The organism is Rhodanobacter sp. BL-MT-08, assembly GCF_054161255.1.
The window spans coordinates 2,023,351-2,040,281 of the sequence record NZ_CP167872.1; the positions used below are offsets into that span (position 1 = coordinate 2,023,351).

The 16,931-nt window shown below is 63.5% G+C and carries 16 protein-coding genes; 12 read left to right on the forward strand and 4 right to left on the reverse strand.

The features are described 5' to 3' along the window. Positions 1-65 precede the first annotated feature (65 nt). The 12 genes from rlmD (at position 66) to ACDK93_RS08990 (ending at position 11,186) form a co-directional block, all read left to right on the forward strand. On the forward strand, positions 66-1,403 hold the full coding sequence (gene rlmD / locus ACDK93_RS08935; RefSeq protein ID WP_458072222.1) for a 23S rRNA (uracil(1939)-C(5))-methyltransferase RlmD: 1,338 nt from the start codon (positions 66-68) through the stop codon (positions 1,401-1,403). A gap of 59 nt (positions 1,404-1,462) precedes the next feature. Further along, entirely contained in the window at positions 1,463-1,984 is a 522-nt protein-coding gene (locus tag ACDK93_RS08940) for a CYTH domain-containing protein (protein WP_458072223.1), read from the forward strand. Further along, positions 1,978-3,012: a beta-N-acetylhexosaminidase gene (nagZ, locus tag ACDK93_RS08945; protein ID WP_458072224.1), complete on the forward strand. Its 1,035-nt coding sequence runs from the start codon at positions 1,978-1,980 to the stop codon at positions 3,010-3,012. The genes ACDK93_RS08940 and nagZ overlap by 7 nt, the downstream gene beginning before the upstream one ends. Continuing rightward, complete coding sequence (locus tag ACDK93_RS08950; protein ID WP_458072225.1) at positions 3,009-3,560, forward strand: hypoxanthine-guanine phosphoribosyltransferase; 552 nt, start codon at positions 3,009-3,011, stop codon at positions 3,558-3,560. Before nagZ ends, ACDK93_RS08950 begins: the two co-directional genes overlap by 4 nt. Before the next feature lie 186 nt (positions 3,561-3,746). Continuing rightward, positions 3,747-4,532, forward strand: a complete 786-nt coding sequence (locus tag ACDK93_RS08955) for an S-methyl-5'-thioinosine phosphorylase (RefSeq protein WP_458072226.1) — start codon at positions 3,747-3,749, stop codon at positions 4,530-4,532. A 135-nt stretch (positions 4,533-4,667) separates the two neighbouring features. After that, on the forward strand, positions 4,668-4,874 hold the full coding sequence (locus tag ACDK93_RS08960; RefSeq protein WP_179476822.1) for a cold-shock protein: 207 nt from the start codon (positions 4,668-4,670) through the stop codon (positions 4,872-4,874). 79 nt (positions 4,875-4,953) lie between these two features. Then, positions 4,954-6,003, forward strand: a complete 1,050-nt coding sequence (locus ACDK93_RS08965; protein WP_458072227.1) for a N(4)-(beta-N-acetylglucosaminyl)-L-asparaginase — start codon at positions 4,954-4,956, stop codon at positions 6,001-6,003. Further along, positions 6,000-6,746, forward strand: a complete 747-nt coding sequence (locus tag ACDK93_RS08970) for a copper homeostasis protein CutC (RefSeq protein ID WP_458072228.1) — start codon at positions 6,000-6,002, stop codon at positions 6,744-6,746. Before ACDK93_RS08965 ends, ACDK93_RS08970 begins: the two co-directional genes overlap by 4 nt. A gap of 63 nt (positions 6,747-6,809) precedes the next feature. Next, positions 6,810-7,730: a CC0125/CC1285 family lipoprotein gene (locus ACDK93_RS08975; protein ID WP_458072229.1), complete on the forward strand. Its 921-nt coding sequence runs from the start codon at positions 6,810-6,812 to the stop codon at positions 7,728-7,730. 58 nt (positions 7,731-7,788) lie between these two features. Beyond that, positions 7,789-8,316 (forward strand): GNAT family N-acetyltransferase, encoded by a 528-nt coding sequence (locus ACDK93_RS08980; RefSeq protein WP_458072230.1) that lies wholly within the window; start codon positions 7,789-7,791, stop codon positions 8,314-8,316. Positions 8,317-8,599: 283 nt separating this feature from the next. Continuing rightward, a complete protein-coding gene (locus tag ACDK93_RS08985) occupies positions 8,600-9,925 on the forward strand; it encodes an ABC transporter permease (protein ID WP_458072231.1) in 1,326 nt (441 codons plus the stop codon). Positions 9,926-9,956: 31 nt separating this feature from the next. Continuing rightward, on the forward strand, positions 9,957-11,186 hold the full coding sequence (locus ACDK93_RS08990; protein ID WP_458072232.1) for an ABC transporter permease: 1,230 nt from the start codon (positions 9,957-9,959) through the stop codon (positions 11,184-11,186). A 65-nt stretch (positions 11,187-11,251) separates the two neighbouring features. On the opposite strand, the gene pdeM is transcribed toward ACDK93_RS08990, so the two are convergent. From pdeM to ACDK93_RS09010, 4 genes are read right to left on the reverse strand one after another with little or no spacing between them, the layout of a single operon-like run. After that, the gene (gene pdeM, locus ACDK93_RS08995; RefSeq protein WP_458072233.1) at positions 11,252-11,908 is read right to left on the reverse strand and encodes a ligase-associated DNA damage response endonuclease PdeM; all 657 of its coding nucleotides are present in this window, start codon (positions 11,906-11,908) and stop codon (positions 11,252-11,254) included. After that, positions 11,905-14,349: a ligase-associated DNA damage response DEXH box helicase gene (locus ACDK93_RS09000; protein ID WP_458072234.1), complete on the reverse strand. Its 2,445-nt coding sequence runs from the start codon at positions 14,347-14,349 to the stop codon at positions 11,905-11,907. Before ACDK93_RS09000 ends, pdeM begins: the two co-directional genes overlap by 4 nt. Beyond that, on the reverse strand, positions 14,306-15,901 hold the full coding sequence (locus tag ACDK93_RS09005) for an ATP-dependent DNA ligase (RefSeq protein WP_458072235.1): 1,596 nt from the start codon (positions 15,899-15,901) through the stop codon (positions 14,306-14,308). The genes ACDK93_RS09000 and ACDK93_RS09005 overlap by 44 nt, the downstream gene beginning before the upstream one ends. Continuing rightward, positions 15,901-16,908, reverse strand: a complete 1,008-nt coding sequence (locus ACDK93_RS09010; RefSeq protein ID WP_458072236.1) for a ligase-associated DNA damage response exonuclease — start codon at positions 16,906-16,908, stop codon at positions 15,901-15,903. Before ACDK93_RS09010 ends, ACDK93_RS09005 begins: the two co-directional genes overlap by 1 nt. Positions 16,909-16,931 lie beyond the last annotated feature (23 nt).

A 16,931-nucleotide genomic window follows, 5' to 3' on the forward strand; every position in this document is an offset into this window, starting at 1 on the left:
GATAATCGGCGGCTAATGTGGCCTGCATCCGTCGATGCGCCGATTCCCTGGCTTGCTGATTACCTATGTCCCGATCCAACTCCGTATCCGCCACGCCGTTCGAAGCGGTGATCACCGACCTCAGCCACGACGGCCGCGGCGTCACCCGCGTCGACGGCAAGGCGGTGTTCGTCAGCGGCGCGCTGCTGGACGAGCACGTGCTGCTGCGCCTGCGCAAGCGCCACCGCCATTTCGACGAGGCCGAGGTAGTCGAGCTCATTACTCGCTCGCCGCATCGGGTCGAGCCGCGCTGCCGACATTTCGGCGAATGCAGCGGCTGTTCGATGCAGCATCTGGACGTCGATTCGCAAATCGCTACCAAGCAGCGCGTGCTGACCGAAAATTTCGAGCGCATCGGCAAGGTCACGCCGCAGCTGTGGCTGCCGCCGCTGACCGATCAGTCGTGGGGCTATCGGCGCAAGGGCCGCTTGTCGGTCCGCAACGTGGTCAAGAAGGGCCGCGTGCTGGTCGGCTTCCGCGAAGAAACGAATCATGCCTTTGTCGCCGACGTCCAGCAGTGCGAGGTGATGCATCCGGCGCTGGGCCCGAAGATCGGCCTGCTGGCCGAGTTGATCAACGGCATGGACGCGGCCAGCGACATTCCGCAGATCGAGTTCGCTGCAGGCGACGACACTATGGGACTGGTTTTCCGGCACATGCAGCCCTTGAGTGAGTCCGATCTGGCCAGGCTCATCGCGTTCGGCCAGCAGCACGATCTGGCTATCTTTTTGCAGCCCGGCGGCAACAGCAGTGTGCATCCGCTGTGGCCGGAGAACCCGCGTCTGGCCTTCCGTATTCCCAGCGGCGAGGTGGCCGTCGATGACGTCGAGCTGGAATTTCAGCCGCTGGATTTCGTCCAGGTCAATGCCGGCATGAACGTGCGGATGATGGCGCGCACCATGGAACTGCTCGATCCGCAGCCGACCGATCGCGTGCTCGACCTGTTCTGCGGCCTGGGCAATTTCACCCTGCCGATCGCCCGCCGCGTCGCCGAAGTCGTCGGCGTGGAAGGCGAGCACGGGCTGGTCGAACGGGCGGCGCAGAACGCCGTCCGCAACGGCATCGGCAACGCGCGCTTTCAGGTGGCCAACCTGTTCGAGGATAAGCGCAGCGCCGACTGGGCACGCCAGCCGTGGGACAAGATGCTGCTCGATCCGCCGCGCGCGGGCGCGGACAAGGTGCTGGAATACCTGCCGCACAAGCAGACGCGGCGCATCGTCTACGTGTCGTGCCATCCCGCGTCTCTTGCGCGCGATGCCGGCATCCTGGTCAACCAGCATGGGTTTACGCTGAAGTCCGCCGGCGTGATGGACATGTTTCCGCACACCTCACACGTCGAATCCATTGCTGTATTTATGCGTTAGTCCTTCAACGCGAAGATCAAAAAGCGGCCGTCCATAGCCGCACTTTTCAACTAAAAGTCATGGCCATCGAAATCGAACGAAAATTTCTTTTGCGCGACGACAGCTGGCGTGCCGGGGTTTCGCACAGCGAGACCATCGCGCAAGGCTATCTGGTCGGTGCGCAGGCGCTGCGCGACGGCAACGCGCGCGCGTCGGTGCGCGCGCGCATCGCTGGCGACAAGGCATGGTTGAACATCAAGGCCGCGGTCGCGGGCATCGAACGGGCCGAGTTCGAATATGCCATTCCGTTGGCCGACGCGCAGGCGCTGCTGGCCACGCTGTGCGATGGCGTGCTGGAAAAGATCCGCCACCATGTATACATCGGCGACGCGCTGTTCGAGATCGATGAATTTCTTGGTGATAATCAGGGCCTGATCGTGGCGGAGATCGAATTGTCAGCGGTGGATGCCACGTTTCCAAAACCCGACTGGCTGGACGCGGAAGTCAGCGCGCTGACGCGCTACTACAACGTCAACCTGATCGCCCATCCCTATAAGCACTGGACGCCGGCCGAACGTGCCGCGGAGGACGCCGCATGCTGATGATCGGTATTGCCGGCCTCGAACTGGCCGAGCATGAAAAGCCCTGGCTCACGGCGCCGGGCGTGGTCGGCGTGCTGCTGTTCTCGCGCAACTACGCCAGCCGTGAGCAGCTGGTGGCGCTGTGCGATGCCATCCGCGAGGTCGGTGGTGACGAGCTGCTGATCGCGGTTGATCAGGAAGGCGGCCCGGTGCAGCGCTTCCGCGACGGTTTTACCCGGCTGCCGGCGCTGGCGCGCATCGGCGATGTTTACGATCGCGATCCCGTCGAAGCGGTGCGGCTGGCTGAAGAGCATGCCTGGGTCATGGCCAGCGAGCTGCGCGCCAGCGGCGTGGATTTCAGCTTCGCGCCGGTGGTCGACTTGGCGCGCGGCAACGCGGCCATCGGCCTGCGCGCGTTTCATGCCGATCCGGCGATTACCGCGGAGCTGGCGCAGGCCTATGTGCGCGGCATGCATCTGGGCGGCATGGCGGCGGTGCTCAAGCACTTCCCCGGCCACGGCTCGGTTGCCGCCGACACGCACAAGGCGCAGGCGATCGACCCGCGCGATCTGGACACCATCCGCCGCGACGATCTGCTGCCGTTCGCCGAATGCATCGAAGCCAAGGTCGAGGCGGTGATGATGGCGCACGTCACTTATCCGGCCATCGACGACAAGCCCGCCGGCTATTCGCGCGTGTGGATCGAGAAGATCCTGCGCGGCGAACTGGGCTTTGCCGGCGCGGTGATCAGCGACGACATCAGCATGGCCGCCGCCGGTGCCGCCGGCAGCGTGGAAGAGCGCGTGCGCGCCCATCTCGACGCCGGCTGCGATCTGGTGCTGGCCTGTTTCCCCGACGTGGTGGAGCAGGCGATCGCCGCCGTGCAGGATCGCGCAGCCGACCGAGCGAGCCTCAGCAGCATGTCGCCCGAACTTGCCGCGCTGCGCGGTGCCATCGGCGCCAGCTGGGCCGGTCTTCTCAACAATCCACAGCGCGATCGTTTCGTCGCGCGCATCACGGCGTTGAACGCCGATCGGGAAAACGCATGAACACGCCCACACCGTCGCTCGCCGACGCGCTGGCTACTGCCGACCTGCTGCATGAGCGTCAGGAAATCGACAGCGTCATCGCCGAGATGGCGAACAGGATCGATGCGGCGCTCGACGGCGAGCGCCCGGTGTTTCTTACCGTGATGAACGGTGCACTGATCTTCGCCGGTCAGCTGGCCCTGGCCATTCGCACCGATCTCGAATTCGACTACGTGCACGCCACGCGCTACCGCGGCGAAACCACCGGCAGCGAGCTGCACTGGCTGCGCGAGCCGCAGGTGTCGCTGGTCGATCGGGTGGTGCTGCTGGTCGACGACATTCTCGACGAAGGCCACACGCTGAAAGCCGTACGCGACGATTGCTACCGGCGCGGCGCAAAAAAAGTGCTGATCGTCAGCCTGTGCACCAAGCGGCACGATCGCCTGGCCGAAGGCATCACCGCCGACTTCCACGGCATCGAACTGCCCGATCGCTACGTGTTCGGCTTCGGCATGGATTATCACGAGCAGGGCCGCAATCTGCCGGCCATCTATGCGTTGGGTGAGTAAGAGCAGGGAACGGGGAATAGGGAACGGGGAACGTCGAGTTCTCGCTCTGGTTATGGTCATCTTTGATCGTTCGTAGCGCTATTTGCTTTCTTTTTTGATTTTGCCGTTTACGCTTTTCCCCGTTCCCCGTTCCCCGTTCCCCGTTCCCCGTTCCCCGTTCCCCGTTCCCCGTTCCCCGGACTCGCCATGACCTCTTCCGCAACACAACGCATCGACCTCGCCGTGATCGGTGGCAGCGGCCTGTACAAGTTTCCCGGTCTGGAAAATACCGCGCGGCATGCGGTAGATACGCCATACGGTCCGGCCTCCGGTGACGTGGTGATTGGCGATTTCGCCGGCAAGCGCGTGGCTTTTCTGGCCCGTCACGGCGAAAGCCACAGCCTGCCGCCGCATCGGGTGAATTACCGCGCTAACCTGTGGGCGCTGCACAGCCTGGGTGCGCGCAAGGTCATCGGGGTCAACGCGGTCGGCGGCATTCGTGCCGACATGGGGCCTCGCGTCATCGTGGTGCCCGATCAAGTCATCGATTACACGCACGGTCGCTACACCAGCTTCTGCGACGTCGACGGCGCCGAGGTAAAGCACATCGATTTCAGCGAGCCGTATACCGAGTCCCTGCGGCAGATCTTGCTGACCGCCGCGGCAAAGGCCGGCATCGCGGTGATCGCCGGAGGCTGCTACGGCGCCACGCAGGGTCCGCGGCTGGAAACCCGCGCCGAGATCGCGCGCATGAAGCGCGACGGCTGCGATCTAGTCGGTATGACCGGCATGCCGGAAGCCTCGCTGGCGCGCGAGCTGGAGCTGCACTACGCCTGCCTCGCGCTGGTGGCCAACTTTGCCGCCGGCTGCGGCGACGAGGCAGAAATCAGCATCGACGAAATCTTTGCGCACCTGGCAGCCGCCACGGCCGAGGTGCCGCGCATCCTCGCGGCGCTGCTCGAAAGCTCAGGAAGTGGTCGGGGTATACGGTAATTTCCTAGGCCGTGGATATTGCGCTTAGGCCTGACATGTTGATATTTTTCGACGGGTCGGGGGCGGCGAACCGGGGGAACGAAGGTGGTTCTGCGCGCGCCTGGCGCACCCAATCCATGTTCAGAGGTTCACGCAATGCGTTTCGGTACGGTCAAGTGGTTCAACGATGCCAAGGGTTTCGGTTTCATCGCGCCCGAGGACGGTGGGGATGACGTTTTCGTCCATTTTTCGGCCATCAACACCAAGGGCTTTCGCAGCCTGCAGGAAGGCCAGCGTGTGCAGTTCGAAGTGACCCAGGGGCCGAAGGGTGCCCAGGCGTCGGCGGTCGAGGCAGCAGCCTGATCAACGGCCTGCGTTGTGAGGCCTAAAGGAACCCCGCACACTGTGCGGGGTTTTTTATTTTTCGCTGATGGAGCACCGCATGACCGACCGCAGACATTTCCTCAAGGCCTCGCTATTGGGTGCGTCCGCCTCGGCGCTGGCATGGGTCGGCAAGCTGGCGGCAAACCAGGCCTCGACGAGCCAGGCTTTCTCCGGCGCGCGCGTGGTCTCGACCTGGGATTTCGGCGTGGCCGCCAACAAGGCCGCATGGACGGTGCTGGGCCAGGGCGGCCACGCGCTCGATGCGGTGGAAACCGGCGTGCAGGTGCCCGAGTCCGATCTGAAAAACCATAGCGTAGGCAAGGCTGGCTATCCGGATCGCGACGGCCACGTCACGCTCGACGCCAGCATCATGGACGCCGACGGCAACTGCGGTGCGGTCGCCGCGCTCGAACATATCGAGCACCCCATTCGCGTGGCGCGTCTGGTGATGGACCGCACGCCGCACGTGCTCCTGGTCGGCGAAGGCGCACTGCAGTTTGCGCTGGCGCAGGGATTCAAAAAGCAGGAGCTGCTGACGCCCGAATCGGACAAGGCCTGGCACGAGTGGCTGAAGACCGCGCACTACCAGCCGTCGATCAACAGCGAAGTGCACGACTACGGCCACGGCGGCAGCACCGGCATGCCCGGCGGCGCCGGCAACCATGACACCATCGGCATGCTCGCCATCGACGCGCAGGGCCGCCTCGCCGGCGCCTGCACCACCAGCGGCATGGCCTGGAAAATGCGCGGCCGCGTCGGCGACAGCCCGATCATCGGCGCCGGCCTGTACGTGGATGGCGAAGTCGGCGCGGCCACTTCCACCGGCGTGGGTGAAGAAGTGATCCGCAACGCCGGCAGCTTCCTCGTAGTCGAATTGATGCGCCAGGGACGCACGCCGCAGGAGGCCTGCAAAGAGGCGGTAATGCGCATCATCCGCCGCCGTCCCACACAAACGAAAGAGCTGCAGGTCGGCTTTCTTGCCATGAACAAACACGGCGACACCGGCGCCTGGGCGATCCAGCATGGCTTTTCCTACGCCATCTGCGATGCCAAAAAACAGGACGGCCTGATCGCGTCGCAAAGCGTCTACAGCACGAGCTTTTCGTGATCCTGGAAATCGCCGCCAACTCCGTCGCCTCCGCGCTGGCCGCGCAGGAAGGCGGCGCAGGGCGCGTCGAACTGTGCACGGCGCTAGAACTGGGCGGCCTCACGCCCTCGTACGCGCAGATCGCGCTGGCGCGCGAAAAACTCTCCATTCCGCTGTATGTGCTGATCCGTCCTCGAGCCGGCGATTTTCTCTACAGCGATCTCGAATGCGAAACGATGCTTCGCGATATCGAGACGTGCGCGCAGGCCGGATGCGATGGCGTGGTGCTCGGCGTACTCGATGCCGATGGTAACGTCGATCTGCCGCGCTGCCGCTCTTTGATTGCCGCCGCAGGTAACATGGGCGTCACGTTTCACCGCGCGTTCGATCTGACGCGCGATCCGCTCTCGGCACTGGAGGACGTCATCGCACTCGGCTGCGAGCGTGTGCTGACCTCGGGTGCGCAGGCGACGGCGATCGAGGGAGCCAAGTTGATTCGTCAGCTGGTTGAGCTGGCTGCGGGACGTATCGCCGTGATGCCGGGGGCAGGGGTAAGTGCCGGAAATCTCAGTGAGCTGATCGCGCTGACCGAAGCGAGCGAGTTTCATGCGTCGGCGAAGCGGCTACATGCGTCGGACATGCGGTGGCAGCCACCGTCGCTGAAGGATATGCAGGATGGCCAGCTACGAAGCGATGTCGAGATGGTAAAAGCGATTGTTGCGGTCTTGAGCGATCGTCGGTTTGATGCGCGTAAAGTTTACTGAGGGTATTTACGGCAAACTTTTTCACAGAACCTATTTCAACTTTGGCGCTAAGCAGGGGAAATTATGAAGGGGATGCGCGAGATCATCGCAGGGATTGTTTTGGTCATGCTTCTCGCCAGCTGCGCCACCGCTTATCAGAAGTCGGGTCTTACGGGCGGGTACGGCGAAACCAGGATCGATGACAGTCACTACGTGGTTTATTTCAACGGCAATGGCTACACCAACAAGGATCGCGTATGGTATTTCTGGGTGTATCGCTGCGCGCAGTTGACCATGGAAAAGGGCTTCTCGTATTTTTCGATTGAGCCCATTCAGGGCGGTATGAAAAAGACGGCCTCCATCCCGGAGCAGGGCGAGCGCCTCTATGCCGCGGTGCTTGATGGCGATGCTGACGGCCGTCTCATAAACGTATCCCATGGAGGCGGCGGATACAGAACCATTTACATACCTGGGTCAACCATTGTCACGTGGCATTCAAAAGCCATCGTGGCTATGTACAACGTGGCGATACCGCAACGAACAGTGGTATGGCGCGCGCAATCGGTACTCGACACTCTCGCCGACTACATCAAAGCCAATGGATCATCCACGCCGCCGCTGCGGAGCTCGATAATGGAACAATCTGCATATGCAGTTGGGCCTGACAAGCAAGTCGTCAATATCCACCAATACCTTCTCGCACATCCTTCCGGATCGCTTGTCGCCGCTGATCCAGATGCCATCCGGCAAGGCATTGCACCATCGCCTGCTGTTTCGTCCGAAGCGCCCGCGGCCTTGCCTGCAGTATCTTCTCCCGTTGTCCCTATCAATGCCGCTACGTCGTCGATGGCCCAAGCGGTGGCAAATCAATCGGGCTGCGGTACGGTTCGTGCTGACGCAGATGCACGCTTTGTCGCTTCTTGTGGCGCGTACGGTCTATTGATCGGTTGCGATGGCGGTCAATGTCGCCCGTTGCATACCGTCAAAAACATACCAGACGAATAGGGAATGGTACGAAAGTCAGACTGTAATCTGAAACTACCTAGCATCGGATGGCGGAGCCATGTTGCAACCTCGCGCAATTACAGTTCGAGCATTCGAAGGGGAGGAATTTTTGGTTTATCGAAGCCTGCGTTTGGCGGCGCTCGAAGAATCACCAGATTCTTTTGAAAGCACTCTCGCTTCAGAGCAATGGCGCGCCGATGATGAGTGGGCCTCGCGGCTTCATGTGGCATGCAGCTCGGGTTTTGACCTGCCGTTGATCGGTTACCTCGGTGCGGAAGCGGCGGGTCTTGCCTGGGGTAAAGTCGATATTTCGACAGCGCCTATAGTCAACCTTTACCAAATGTGGGTGGCGCCGGCATGTCGAGGTCACGGTTTGGCGCGTATTCTATTGCGAGCCATCGTGGCGTGGGCGGCGTCGCTGCAGGCTCGCTCGGTACAGCTTGGCGTCGTCTGTGGTAACTCACCGGCCATGCGCTTGTATATCAGCGAAGGTTTCGTGCCGGTGGGACAAATCGCGCCATTGCGCTCCGGCTCCATGCTGATGGTCCAAAATATGCGGCTGCACATTCCTCAGTCCGCTGTTTGAATGCGCCGGCCAATACAGAACTATCCCTGTCGCCCTTTTGGCGGCCCGTGGAAAATCATGCCGTTGCAGCGAATGGGACGTGACTGTGTCCGCGTGAAGTCTTAAAAGTGTCCGCGGACAGAGTAGACACGCCTCTGTGAAAACGTAACCTTCTGAATTCATAAGCTCATTTTGATATTCCGGTTTGGCATGTGGTTTGCGTCCACTTATGAATATCGACTTGCACGCCCTGTCTTGCCGGACAGGCGACAGACTTTGAAGATTGACGTCATAGGGCGTGCTTATGTGGGGTTACTACGTGGGGTTGGCGTTACGCAGCAGTCTGCGAAGCAAGGCGTTGACTGCGCTGGTGATCGTACTGCTGGGTTTCGGGTTATCGGCGTGTATGGTGAGCTATGCCGTATTCCGTGCGACGACGAGCGACCCGCTTCCCGCCAAGTCGTCCCAGCTTTACGTGCCGCTGATCGACAATGTTGGTCCGTCCTACAACGATCGGGGCGAACCAATCGAAACGCTGAGCTACATCGATGCGATGGCGTTATGGCAGGCACGTAGCGCGAGCTCGCTAGCTTTGCTGTATGCCACAAAGTGGCAAGTGGAATCGGATAATCCCCTGTTCCCAGCGCTGTCGATGGGTGGCGACGCGGTGACTGCCGATTTCTTCTCGATGTTCGATGTGCCTTTCCGTTTTGGCGGAGGATGGACGGTGGATGATGATGCCCACGACGCCACGGTCGCGGTGATCAGTCGGCACTTGAACGAAACGCTGTTTGGCGGAAAAAACAGTGTCGGGCAAGAGATTCGATTGGATGGCCAACTCTTTCGGATCAGTGGTGTATTGGAGGACTGGAACCCGCGGCCGCGTTTTTTTGACGCAGGCAGTCATGGGACTGCCCACGCGTTCGATGACGCAGGAGATATCTACATTCCGTTCAGCCGCGCAAACGATATGAAGAAGGACAGCACATTCTCTTTTTGCCCGACTGCTTCATCGAGATCAGATACATCCCACTGGGATGCTTACCTGCACGGCGAGTGTGACCGGATCGATGCCTGGGTGGAGCTGGCGACGCCCGCCGATTCCGATAAGTACCGCGAATACCTGCGTCACTATGCCGGGGAGCAGCAGCGTCTCGGGCGTTTCTCGTGGGGGCCCAACATACGGCTTCGGAATCTGACGGACTGGATGGCGTATCTGGACGTCACTCCGACTGCATCCACCTTGTCTATGCTGGTCTCCGCCAGCTTTCTGCTGATTGTTCTGGTCAACGTCGTCGGGCTCATGCTTGCGCGATTCATGCGACGAGCGCCGGAAATCGGCATACGACGCGCGTTGGGCGCCTCGCGTGCGGTCATCTACCAGCAGTTCCTCATCGAGGCAGCCACAATGGGGCTCGTTGGAGGCCTGCTCGGCGTGGTGCTGACGCTGCTAGGCGTGTGGGGTGCCGGAGGCCTTTTCGAGCCGAACATCGCGCGCCTCGTGCATGCGGATACTTCATTGATAGCGCTGACCGTTCTGCTTGCCATTGTCTCCACGGTGGCTGCCGCCCTGTACCCGACCTGGCGCGCGGCGCAAACCCAGCCTGCCTGGCAAATCAAGATCAATTGAGGCTACCTTCATGGCGCTAACCAGATCATTGATGCAGTTGCGCCCGATCGTGGCCGCTCTTGGTCGACACAAGGTAGCCACCCTGCTCATCGTTCTACAGGTGGCGCTGACGTTGGCCGTGGCATCCAACGCACTGTTTATCGTGGCAACGCGTATCGTCCACCTGTCTCGCCCTACCAGTACGGACGAGGCCCATCTTTTCGTCATACGCAACGGCTGGAAGTTGGGACAGACGGAGGCCGAGATCGATGCGAATATTCGTGCCGACCAGGATGCTCTGCGTCATGTCGCAGGCGTGCGCGACGCCTTCTCCAGTCAGGGTATTCCGCTGGGTGGTTACAACGCCAATATCATTGTGCACCTGAAGCTTAAGCCGGATCAGAAGACACGCGCGCAGCTGGCCACGTTCTTTGCTTCCGACGAGCACGCCATCAACACATTGGGCATATCACTTGTGGCGGGGCGCAATTTTCGCCCTGATGAAATTACCGCCATCGGCCCCAACGACAAGATGTCTCCCCCGGGGGTCATCGTCACCCGTGCTCTTGCCGACAAGCTGTTTCCCGATGGTTCGGCTCTGGGCAAGACGGTTTATCTGCCGGATGGGCCTGCTGCGATCATTGGCATCCTCGCCAGTCTGCAGGGGCCGCTCAGGAATTCGAAATCCATGGACGGATTTACCGTGCTGGTGCCGACGCGCTATCTCGATCCAGCGGGCGTCTCGTATCTGGTGCGGACCGACTCCACCGCCATGACACCGGTGATCGTTGCAGCGCTGAAAGCGCTGCATGAGCGTAGCAATACGCGCATTATCGATACGAACACAGGCGTCACCACCATGGCTCAGGTACGTGCCCACGCTTATGCAGACGATCACAGCGTGGCAGTGCTCATGAGCACCCTCAGCGGATTGCTGCTGCTGGCGACCGCGGGTGGCATCGTGGGGTTAAGCAGTTTCTGGGTCAGCCAGCGGCGCAGGCAGATCGGCATCCGCCGCTCGCTTGGCGCGACAACGGGCGACATCCTTGGCTACTTCCATACGGAAAATTTTCTGATCGTCAGCGGCGGCATTATCCTCGGCGCGTTGCTGGCGTTCCTGGCGAATCTCGGCCTGATGCATGTCTATGAACTGCCGCGCATGCCGCTTTACGTGCCTCTGCTGGGTGCTTTGCTGCTGTGGCTGCTCGGGCAACTCGCCGTCTGGGGGCCGGCACGATACGCCGCCAAAGTATCGCCGGTGGTCGCGATTCGCACGGCGTGAATTGAATCGATCCGAGTCCCGTAGCTACCAAACCAGGTTGGGAGCGCAGCGTCAGGAGCGTCTTTTCATGCCGGAATTCGCGTCGCAGGCACCAGTCCCGCTGGGGTAACGGCAATAACACGCTCGCCGGGCGCAGGTGGTGTTTCATGCAACCCCGTCAACGTGCCGAACGCCGGCAGCAGCCCGCTGTGCTCGCCAAAACGAAAGGCCGGCAGACGATGCTTTCGCCAGCCGTCGTGCAGCATGACGCCCGGGTGCACGTGGCCGGCGAGGACGTAGCAGCCGTCGATAGCTGCGGGTTCGTGGCGCAGCAGGATGCTGTCGATGCGCAAGGATTCGGGAATGACTTCGAAGCCGAGGTCGCGCGCGTCGAAGTGACGGTCGTGGTTGCCGGCGATGAGCGTCATGGTGATGGCGGCGTGGCGCTGGCGCCATGCGTTGACCTGCTGGATCCACGGCGCGTCGAGCGGCGCGGCGCCGTGGACCAGGTCACCGAGTACGAAGACGCGCGTAGGCTGGTAATGGGCGATCAATACATCGAGTCGGGCGAGATCGTGAGCCGTCTGGCCTGTCGGGACCGCCACGCCGGAACGCCGCAGAACGGAGCCTTTGCCGAAGTGCACATCGGTGACCAGTAGCGCCTTGTGCCGCGGCCAGTACATGGCCCGGTCGGCGTGCAGGGTCCAGCTATCGCCGGCGAGGCGGATACGCGATTCGATCATCGGTCGGCGGCTTTTTCGAGGGTGGCCAGCATACGCTCGACGCGGCTTTTCCAGTCGTCCGCGTGTACGCCGCCGCGCAGGCGCTCTACCCACAGCGGAAACGACAGCGGCGTGAGGCGCGGCGGTTCAATATAGAGGATGGTGCCGCGCGCGATACGGATCAGGCAGTCGCGCAGGCGCGGGTAGTCGAGCTGCTGATCGAGCACTTCGCGCTCGGCCTGCCACAGCAGCGGATGTTCGGGATCGTGCTGGCGCAGCACGTCGAACAGCAGGCCGCTGGATACCTGCAGCTGGCGCAGCGTCTTGTCCTGGCCGGGGTAGCCGTTGAACACAAGGCCGGCCACGCGCGCCACTTCGCGAAACTGCCGCCGTGCCAGTTCGGTGAGGTTGATGCTGGCGCGGATATCGCGACGCACGCCCCACGGGTGCAGCAGTTGGCGCATGGTCTCAGCGTCGAGTGCGGGCAACTTGCGCGCGGTGATGGCGAGGCCGTAGTCGTTGACTGCGTAGCCGTAGTCCGCCTTGGCGATCTGCGCCAGCCGATAGCCGAGCACGGCGGCCAGGCCTTCGTGCGCGAGTCGGCCGGCGAACGGATAGACGAAGAGATGCTCGCCGTCGCGCGTATGCGTGCGTTCGATCAGCACCTCGTCGACGTCCGGCAGGCGCGACTGCGCACGCTGGATTGCCAGCAGCGGATGCAATGCGCGCATCTCGGCTTCGGGCGCGTCGGCGTCGGCCAGGGTGCGGCGTAGTTCGGTCGACAGCTCGTTGGACAATGGCATGCGCCCACCCATCCAGCGCGGCACGCCACCCTGGCGATTCGGCGCTGGCCGCACGTAGGCATTCATGTCGCGCACGCGCACCAGCTCCAGATGCTTGCCGGCAAACAGAAATCGGTCGCCCGGTCGCAGCCGCGAAACAAAACTTTCTTCCACGGCGCCCAGCCGCGCGCCTTTCATATACCGCACCTGCAGGCTGCCGTCGGCCGTGATGGTGCCGATGGAAAGGCGATGCAATCGCGCGACGCGCTTGCTTTCGACGTGGAAATGGCCGTCCAGATCGCACTGCAGTTTTTGATATTCCGGATAGCCGACCAGCGCCGTGCCGCCGTTTTGCAGATAGGCCAGCACGGCATCGAACTGCGCGCGCGGCAGCTGCGCATAGGCGCGCGTGGAGCGCACTTCGGCATACGCCTGGTCGGCCTGAAAACCGCCGCCGAGCGCACGCGTCAGCAGGTGCTGGGCCAGCACGTCGAGACAGCCGCGCAGCGGATGCCGCGGCTCCAGATGGTGGGCGGCCAGCGCGCGCCGCGCGGCGGCGATCTCGGCCAGCTCCAGCAGGTGCGTGGGCACGCACAGAATTTTCGACGGCAGGCCGGGCGAATGGCCGCTACGGCCGGCGCGCTGCAGCAGCCGCGCCACGCCCTTGGGGCTACCGATCTGGATCACCCGATCGACGCTGGAAAAATCCACGCCCAGGTCTAGGCTAGACGTGGCGACCACGCAGCGCAGCGTGCCCTGGCGCAAACCTTCTTCCACCGCGAAGCGCAGCTTGGGATCGATCGAGCCGTGGTGCACGGCCAGCGTTTCCGGTGCCTCGGGCCACACGGCGGACAAGGCCTCATGCCACAGCTCGGCCTGCGATCGCGTGTTGGCGAACACCAGCGCCGAGCGTACGTCGAGTACGGCGCGTAGCACACGTGCCAGCTGTTTCAGGCCGAGATGGCCGGCCCAGGGAAAACGTTCGCCGGCATCGGGCAGGGTGGTCTGGATCTGGATTTTCTTGTTGCCGCTGCCGCCGATCAGCACGCCGTTGCCTGCCAGCGTCTGCATCGCTTCATCGAGATTGCCCAGCGTCGCCGACAGGCCCCACACGCGCAGCTCAGGCTTCAGCGCGCGCAGGCGCGACAGGCCCAGCTGCAGCAGCGTGCCGCGCTTGTTGCCGATCAGCTCGTGCCACTCGTCCACCACGACGCCGCGCAGATGGCGAAAGCGCTCGGCAACATCGGGGTAGCTCAGCAGCAGGGCCAGACTCTCCGGCGTGGTGACCAACAGCTCGCAGTCGCCGCGGCGCAGTCGCGCGCGCTCGGCGCTGCTGCTGTCGCCGGTGCGGCGAAGCACGCGCCACGGCAGTTCCATCGCGTCGACCGCGGTCGTCAGATGCTGCGCCGTGTCCGTGGCCAGCGAGCGCAGCGGCGTGATCCACAAAAGCTGTAGCCCGCGCGCGGGATTGAGCACCGCATCGATCAGCGGTCCGCCGACCGCCGCCAGCGTTTTGCCGGTGCCGGTGGGCGCATGGATCAAACCGTTGTGGCCTTCCGCCCATGCTTTCCACGCCGCGCGCTGAAACGGCGCGGGCTTGCGATCGAGCGTGGCGAACCACGCGCGCAGGCGGGCTTCAGCCCGACGCCAGGCGGCGGAGGTCGTCGAGCTTGTCGGCATCAGCAATGCCCTTGTCAGTGCGCCAGCGCAGGATGCGCGGAAAGCGCGTGGCCACGCCGGATTTATGCCGTGTGGAAAGCTGCACCGCTTCGAACGCGAGCTCGAACACGTGCGTGGCTTCTACCGCGCGCACCGGACCAAAACGATCGGTGGTGTGCGCGCGAATCCAGCGGTCGAGCTGGCCGATCTCCTTGTCGTCGAGGCCCGAATAGGCCTTGGCCACCGGCACCAGCGTATCGCCGTCCCAGACGCCGAAGGTGTAGTCGGTAAACAGGCCGGAGCGGCGTCCGTGGCCCGGCTGCGCGTACAGCAGCACGGCGTCGAGCGTGTACGGGTCGACCTTCCATTTCCACCAGTCACCGCGCTTGCGGCCCACGCGATACGGCGAGTCGAGCCGCTTCAGCATCAGGCCTTCGGTCTGGCGCTCGCGCGACTGCTGGCGCTCGACGGTGAGCGCGGCCCATGAGTCGGCGACCACGGGAGGCGACAGCATCAGCGCCGGATCGACACCGTCGATCATTGCGGCGAGCATGTCGCGGCGTTCGCGCAGCGGCTGTTCGCGCAGATCGCTGCCGTTGTACTCGAGCAGGTCATACGCCATGAAGCACACGGGCGCACTAGCGAGCAGCTTGGTGCCCGGCTTCAGTTTGCCGATGCGCTTTTGCAGCGCGGTGAACGGGCGCGGCAATTTTTCCTGCGCATCCCAGGCGAGGATTTCGCCGTCGATGACGCCGTCGGATGTCAGCGCCGCGGCGGCCTCTTCGATTTCGGGGAAGCGGCCGTCGAGACGCTCCTCCCCGCGCGACCACAGGCCGACGTGGCCGTCGCGACGCATCAGCTGCGCGCGGATGCCGTCCCACTTCCATTCGGCCATCCATTCGGCCATGTCGCCGAGGGTTTCCACCTCGTGCTCCAGCGGCGAGGCGAGAAAAAAAGGGTAGGGGCGATCGGCCAGATGTTCGTCGTCACCGGCGGCGTGCGTCAACGCGGTGAGCGCATCGGCGGCGGGTTTCCATTGGCCGCTCATGCGATGGGCAATCAGGTCGGTCGGCTGGCCCGACCACTGCGCAATCGCCTGCACCACGAGGCGATGCGATACGCCGACGCGCAGCGAGCCGGTGATCAGCTTGTTGAGCAGAAACACCTGCGCCGGATGCAGCGCGCGCCACCACGTCTGCAGCTGCGCGACGCGATCGGCACTTTCCAGTTTCGCAAGCGCCGGCAGCTTTTGTTCCATCCACGTCTGCAATGGCTCGTCGGCGAGCGAGCCGTCGCCTTCGGGCAGCATCAGCGCAATGGTCTCGGCGAGGTCGCCGACCTGCTCGTAGCTTTCGTCGATCAGCCAGTCGGCGTAGCCCGTGCTGGCGGCCAGCGCCTGACGAAGTTCGGTCGAGGTGGCCAGTCGGCGCAGCTTGCCACCGCCGAGCACGTACACCGCCCAGGCGGCGTCGCCCGCGGGCGCGTCGCGCAGGTAGCTGGCGATGGCCTCGCGTTTGGCCAGGGTCGAGGCGGTGCGATCGAGTTCGGCGTACAGCGCGGCGAACCGATGCATCAGCCGCCGCTCTCGTTGTCGGTGCCGCGCAATACGCGCAGCGACTGCGCATCGTGGCCGAGATCGCGCAGGTGACGAATCAGCGTATCGCCATCGCCGTGGGTGACGTAGATGCGGCTGGCGCGGCTGTCTTCGACGCTGCGGATCAGGCCGGGCCAGTCGGCGTGATCGGACACCACGAAACCGCGATCGTAGCCGCGGCGGCGACGGTTGCCGCGTATCCGCATCCAGCCCGAGGCGAAGCCGGTCGAGGCCTTGCTGAAGCGCTTCATCCACGGCGAGCCGGCAGCGGAGGGCGGCGCAAGGATCAGTTCACCGGCAAAGTCGCGTCCGCGCGCGGACTCGCTCACCGGCTCGGTCGGCATCATGCGCACGCCGGCCTCGCGATAGCTCTCGACCAGCCGCAGCATTGCGCCGTGCAGATGCACCGTGCGCTCGGTGCGCACGGCAAGCTCGGCCAGAATGCGCTGCGCCTTGCCCAGCGCGTAGCAGAAGAGCACGGCAGGGATTTGTTTCTGCGCGCAGTCGTCCCACCACGCCAGCAGTTCGTCGATCACCTGCGCCATCGGCGGCCAGCGGTACACCGGCAGGCCGAACGTGGACTCGGTGACGAAGACATCGCACGGCACCGGTTCGAACGGCACGCAGGTGGGATCGGGATCGCGCTTGTAGTCGCCCGAGACCACGACCACGCGCCCGCCGTAGGCCATGCGCACCTGCGCCGAACCCAGCACGTGGCCGGCCGGATGCAGCGACACTTCGACCTCGCCCATGCGAAACGTTTTGCCGTAATCGTGCGCGTCGATCAGCGCATCCTGGCCCAGCCGCTCGCGCATCAGCCCGATACCCGCCGCCGCGACCTGATACCGCCCGCTGCCCGAACGCGCATGGTCGCCGTGCGCATGCGTTACCACCGCCCGCGCCACCGGCAGCATCGGGTCGATAAAGAAATCGCCGGCTGGACAGTAAAGTCCTTCGGGACGCGGCTGGAGCAGGGGATCGGACATCGGGAAAGGATAGCGAGTGAGCT

What these genes read in the sequence shown, in the direction of transcription:
- rlmD (WP_458072222.1), top strand. Translation starts at nt 66, where the DNA reads ATGTCCCGATCCAACTCCGTATCCGCCACGCCGTTCGAAGCGGTGATC.
- ACDK93_RS08955 (WP_458072226.1), top strand. Translation starts at nt 3,747, where the DNA reads ATGACCTCTTCCGCAACACAACGCATCGACCTCGCCGTGATCGGTGGC.
- ACDK93_RS08950 (WP_458072225.1), top strand. Translation starts at nt 3,009, where the DNA reads ATGAACACGCCCACACCGTCGCTCGCCGACGCGCTGGCTACTGCCGAC.
- ACDK93_RS08980 (WP_458072230.1), top strand. Translation starts at nt 7,789, where the DNA reads ATGTTGCAACCTCGCGCAATTACAGTTCGAGCATTCGAAGGGGAGGAA.
- nagZ (WP_458072224.1), top strand. Translation starts at nt 1,978, where the DNA reads ATGCTGATGATCGGTATTGCCGGCCTCGAACTGGCCGAGCATGAAAAG.
- ACDK93_RS08975 (WP_458072229.1), top strand. Translation starts at nt 6,810, where the DNA reads ATGAAGGGGATGCGCGAGATCATCGCAGGGATTGTTTTGGTCATGCTT.
- ACDK93_RS09005 (WP_458072235.1), bottom strand. Translation starts at nt 15,901, where the DNA reads ATGCATCGGTTCGCCGCGCTGTACGCCGAACTCGATCGCACCGCCTCG.
- ACDK93_RS08965 (WP_458072227.1), top strand. Translation starts at nt 4,954, where the DNA reads ATGACCGACCGCAGACATTTCCTCAAGGCCTCGCTATTGGGTGCGTCC.
- ACDK93_RS08940 (WP_458072223.1), top strand. Translation starts at nt 1,463, where the DNA reads ATGGCCATCGAAATCGAACGAAAATTTCTTTTGCGCGACGACAGCTGG.
- ACDK93_RS08985 (WP_458072231.1), top strand. Translation starts at nt 8,600, where the DNA reads ATGTGGGGTTACTACGTGGGGTTGGCGTTACGCAGCAGTCTGCGAAGC.
- ACDK93_RS09000 (WP_458072234.1), bottom strand. Translation starts at nt 14,349, where the DNA reads ATGCCGACAAGCTCGACGACCTCCGCCGCCTGGCGTCGGGCTGAAGCC.
- ACDK93_RS09010 (WP_458072236.1), bottom strand. Translation starts at nt 16,908, where the DNA reads ATGTCCGATCCCCTGCTCCAGCCGCGTCCCGAAGGACTTTACTGTCCA.
- ACDK93_RS08960 (WP_179476822.1), top strand. Translation starts at nt 4,668, where the DNA reads ATGCGTTTCGGTACGGTCAAGTGGTTCAACGATGCCAAGGGTTTCGGT.
- ACDK93_RS08990 (WP_458072232.1), top strand. Translation starts at nt 9,957, where the DNA reads ATGCAGTTGCGCCCGATCGTGGCCGCTCTTGGTCGACACAAGGTAGCC.
- pdeM (WP_458072233.1), bottom strand. Translation starts at nt 11,908, where the DNA reads ATGATCGAATCGCGTATCCGCCTCGCCGGCGATAGCTGGACCCTGCAC.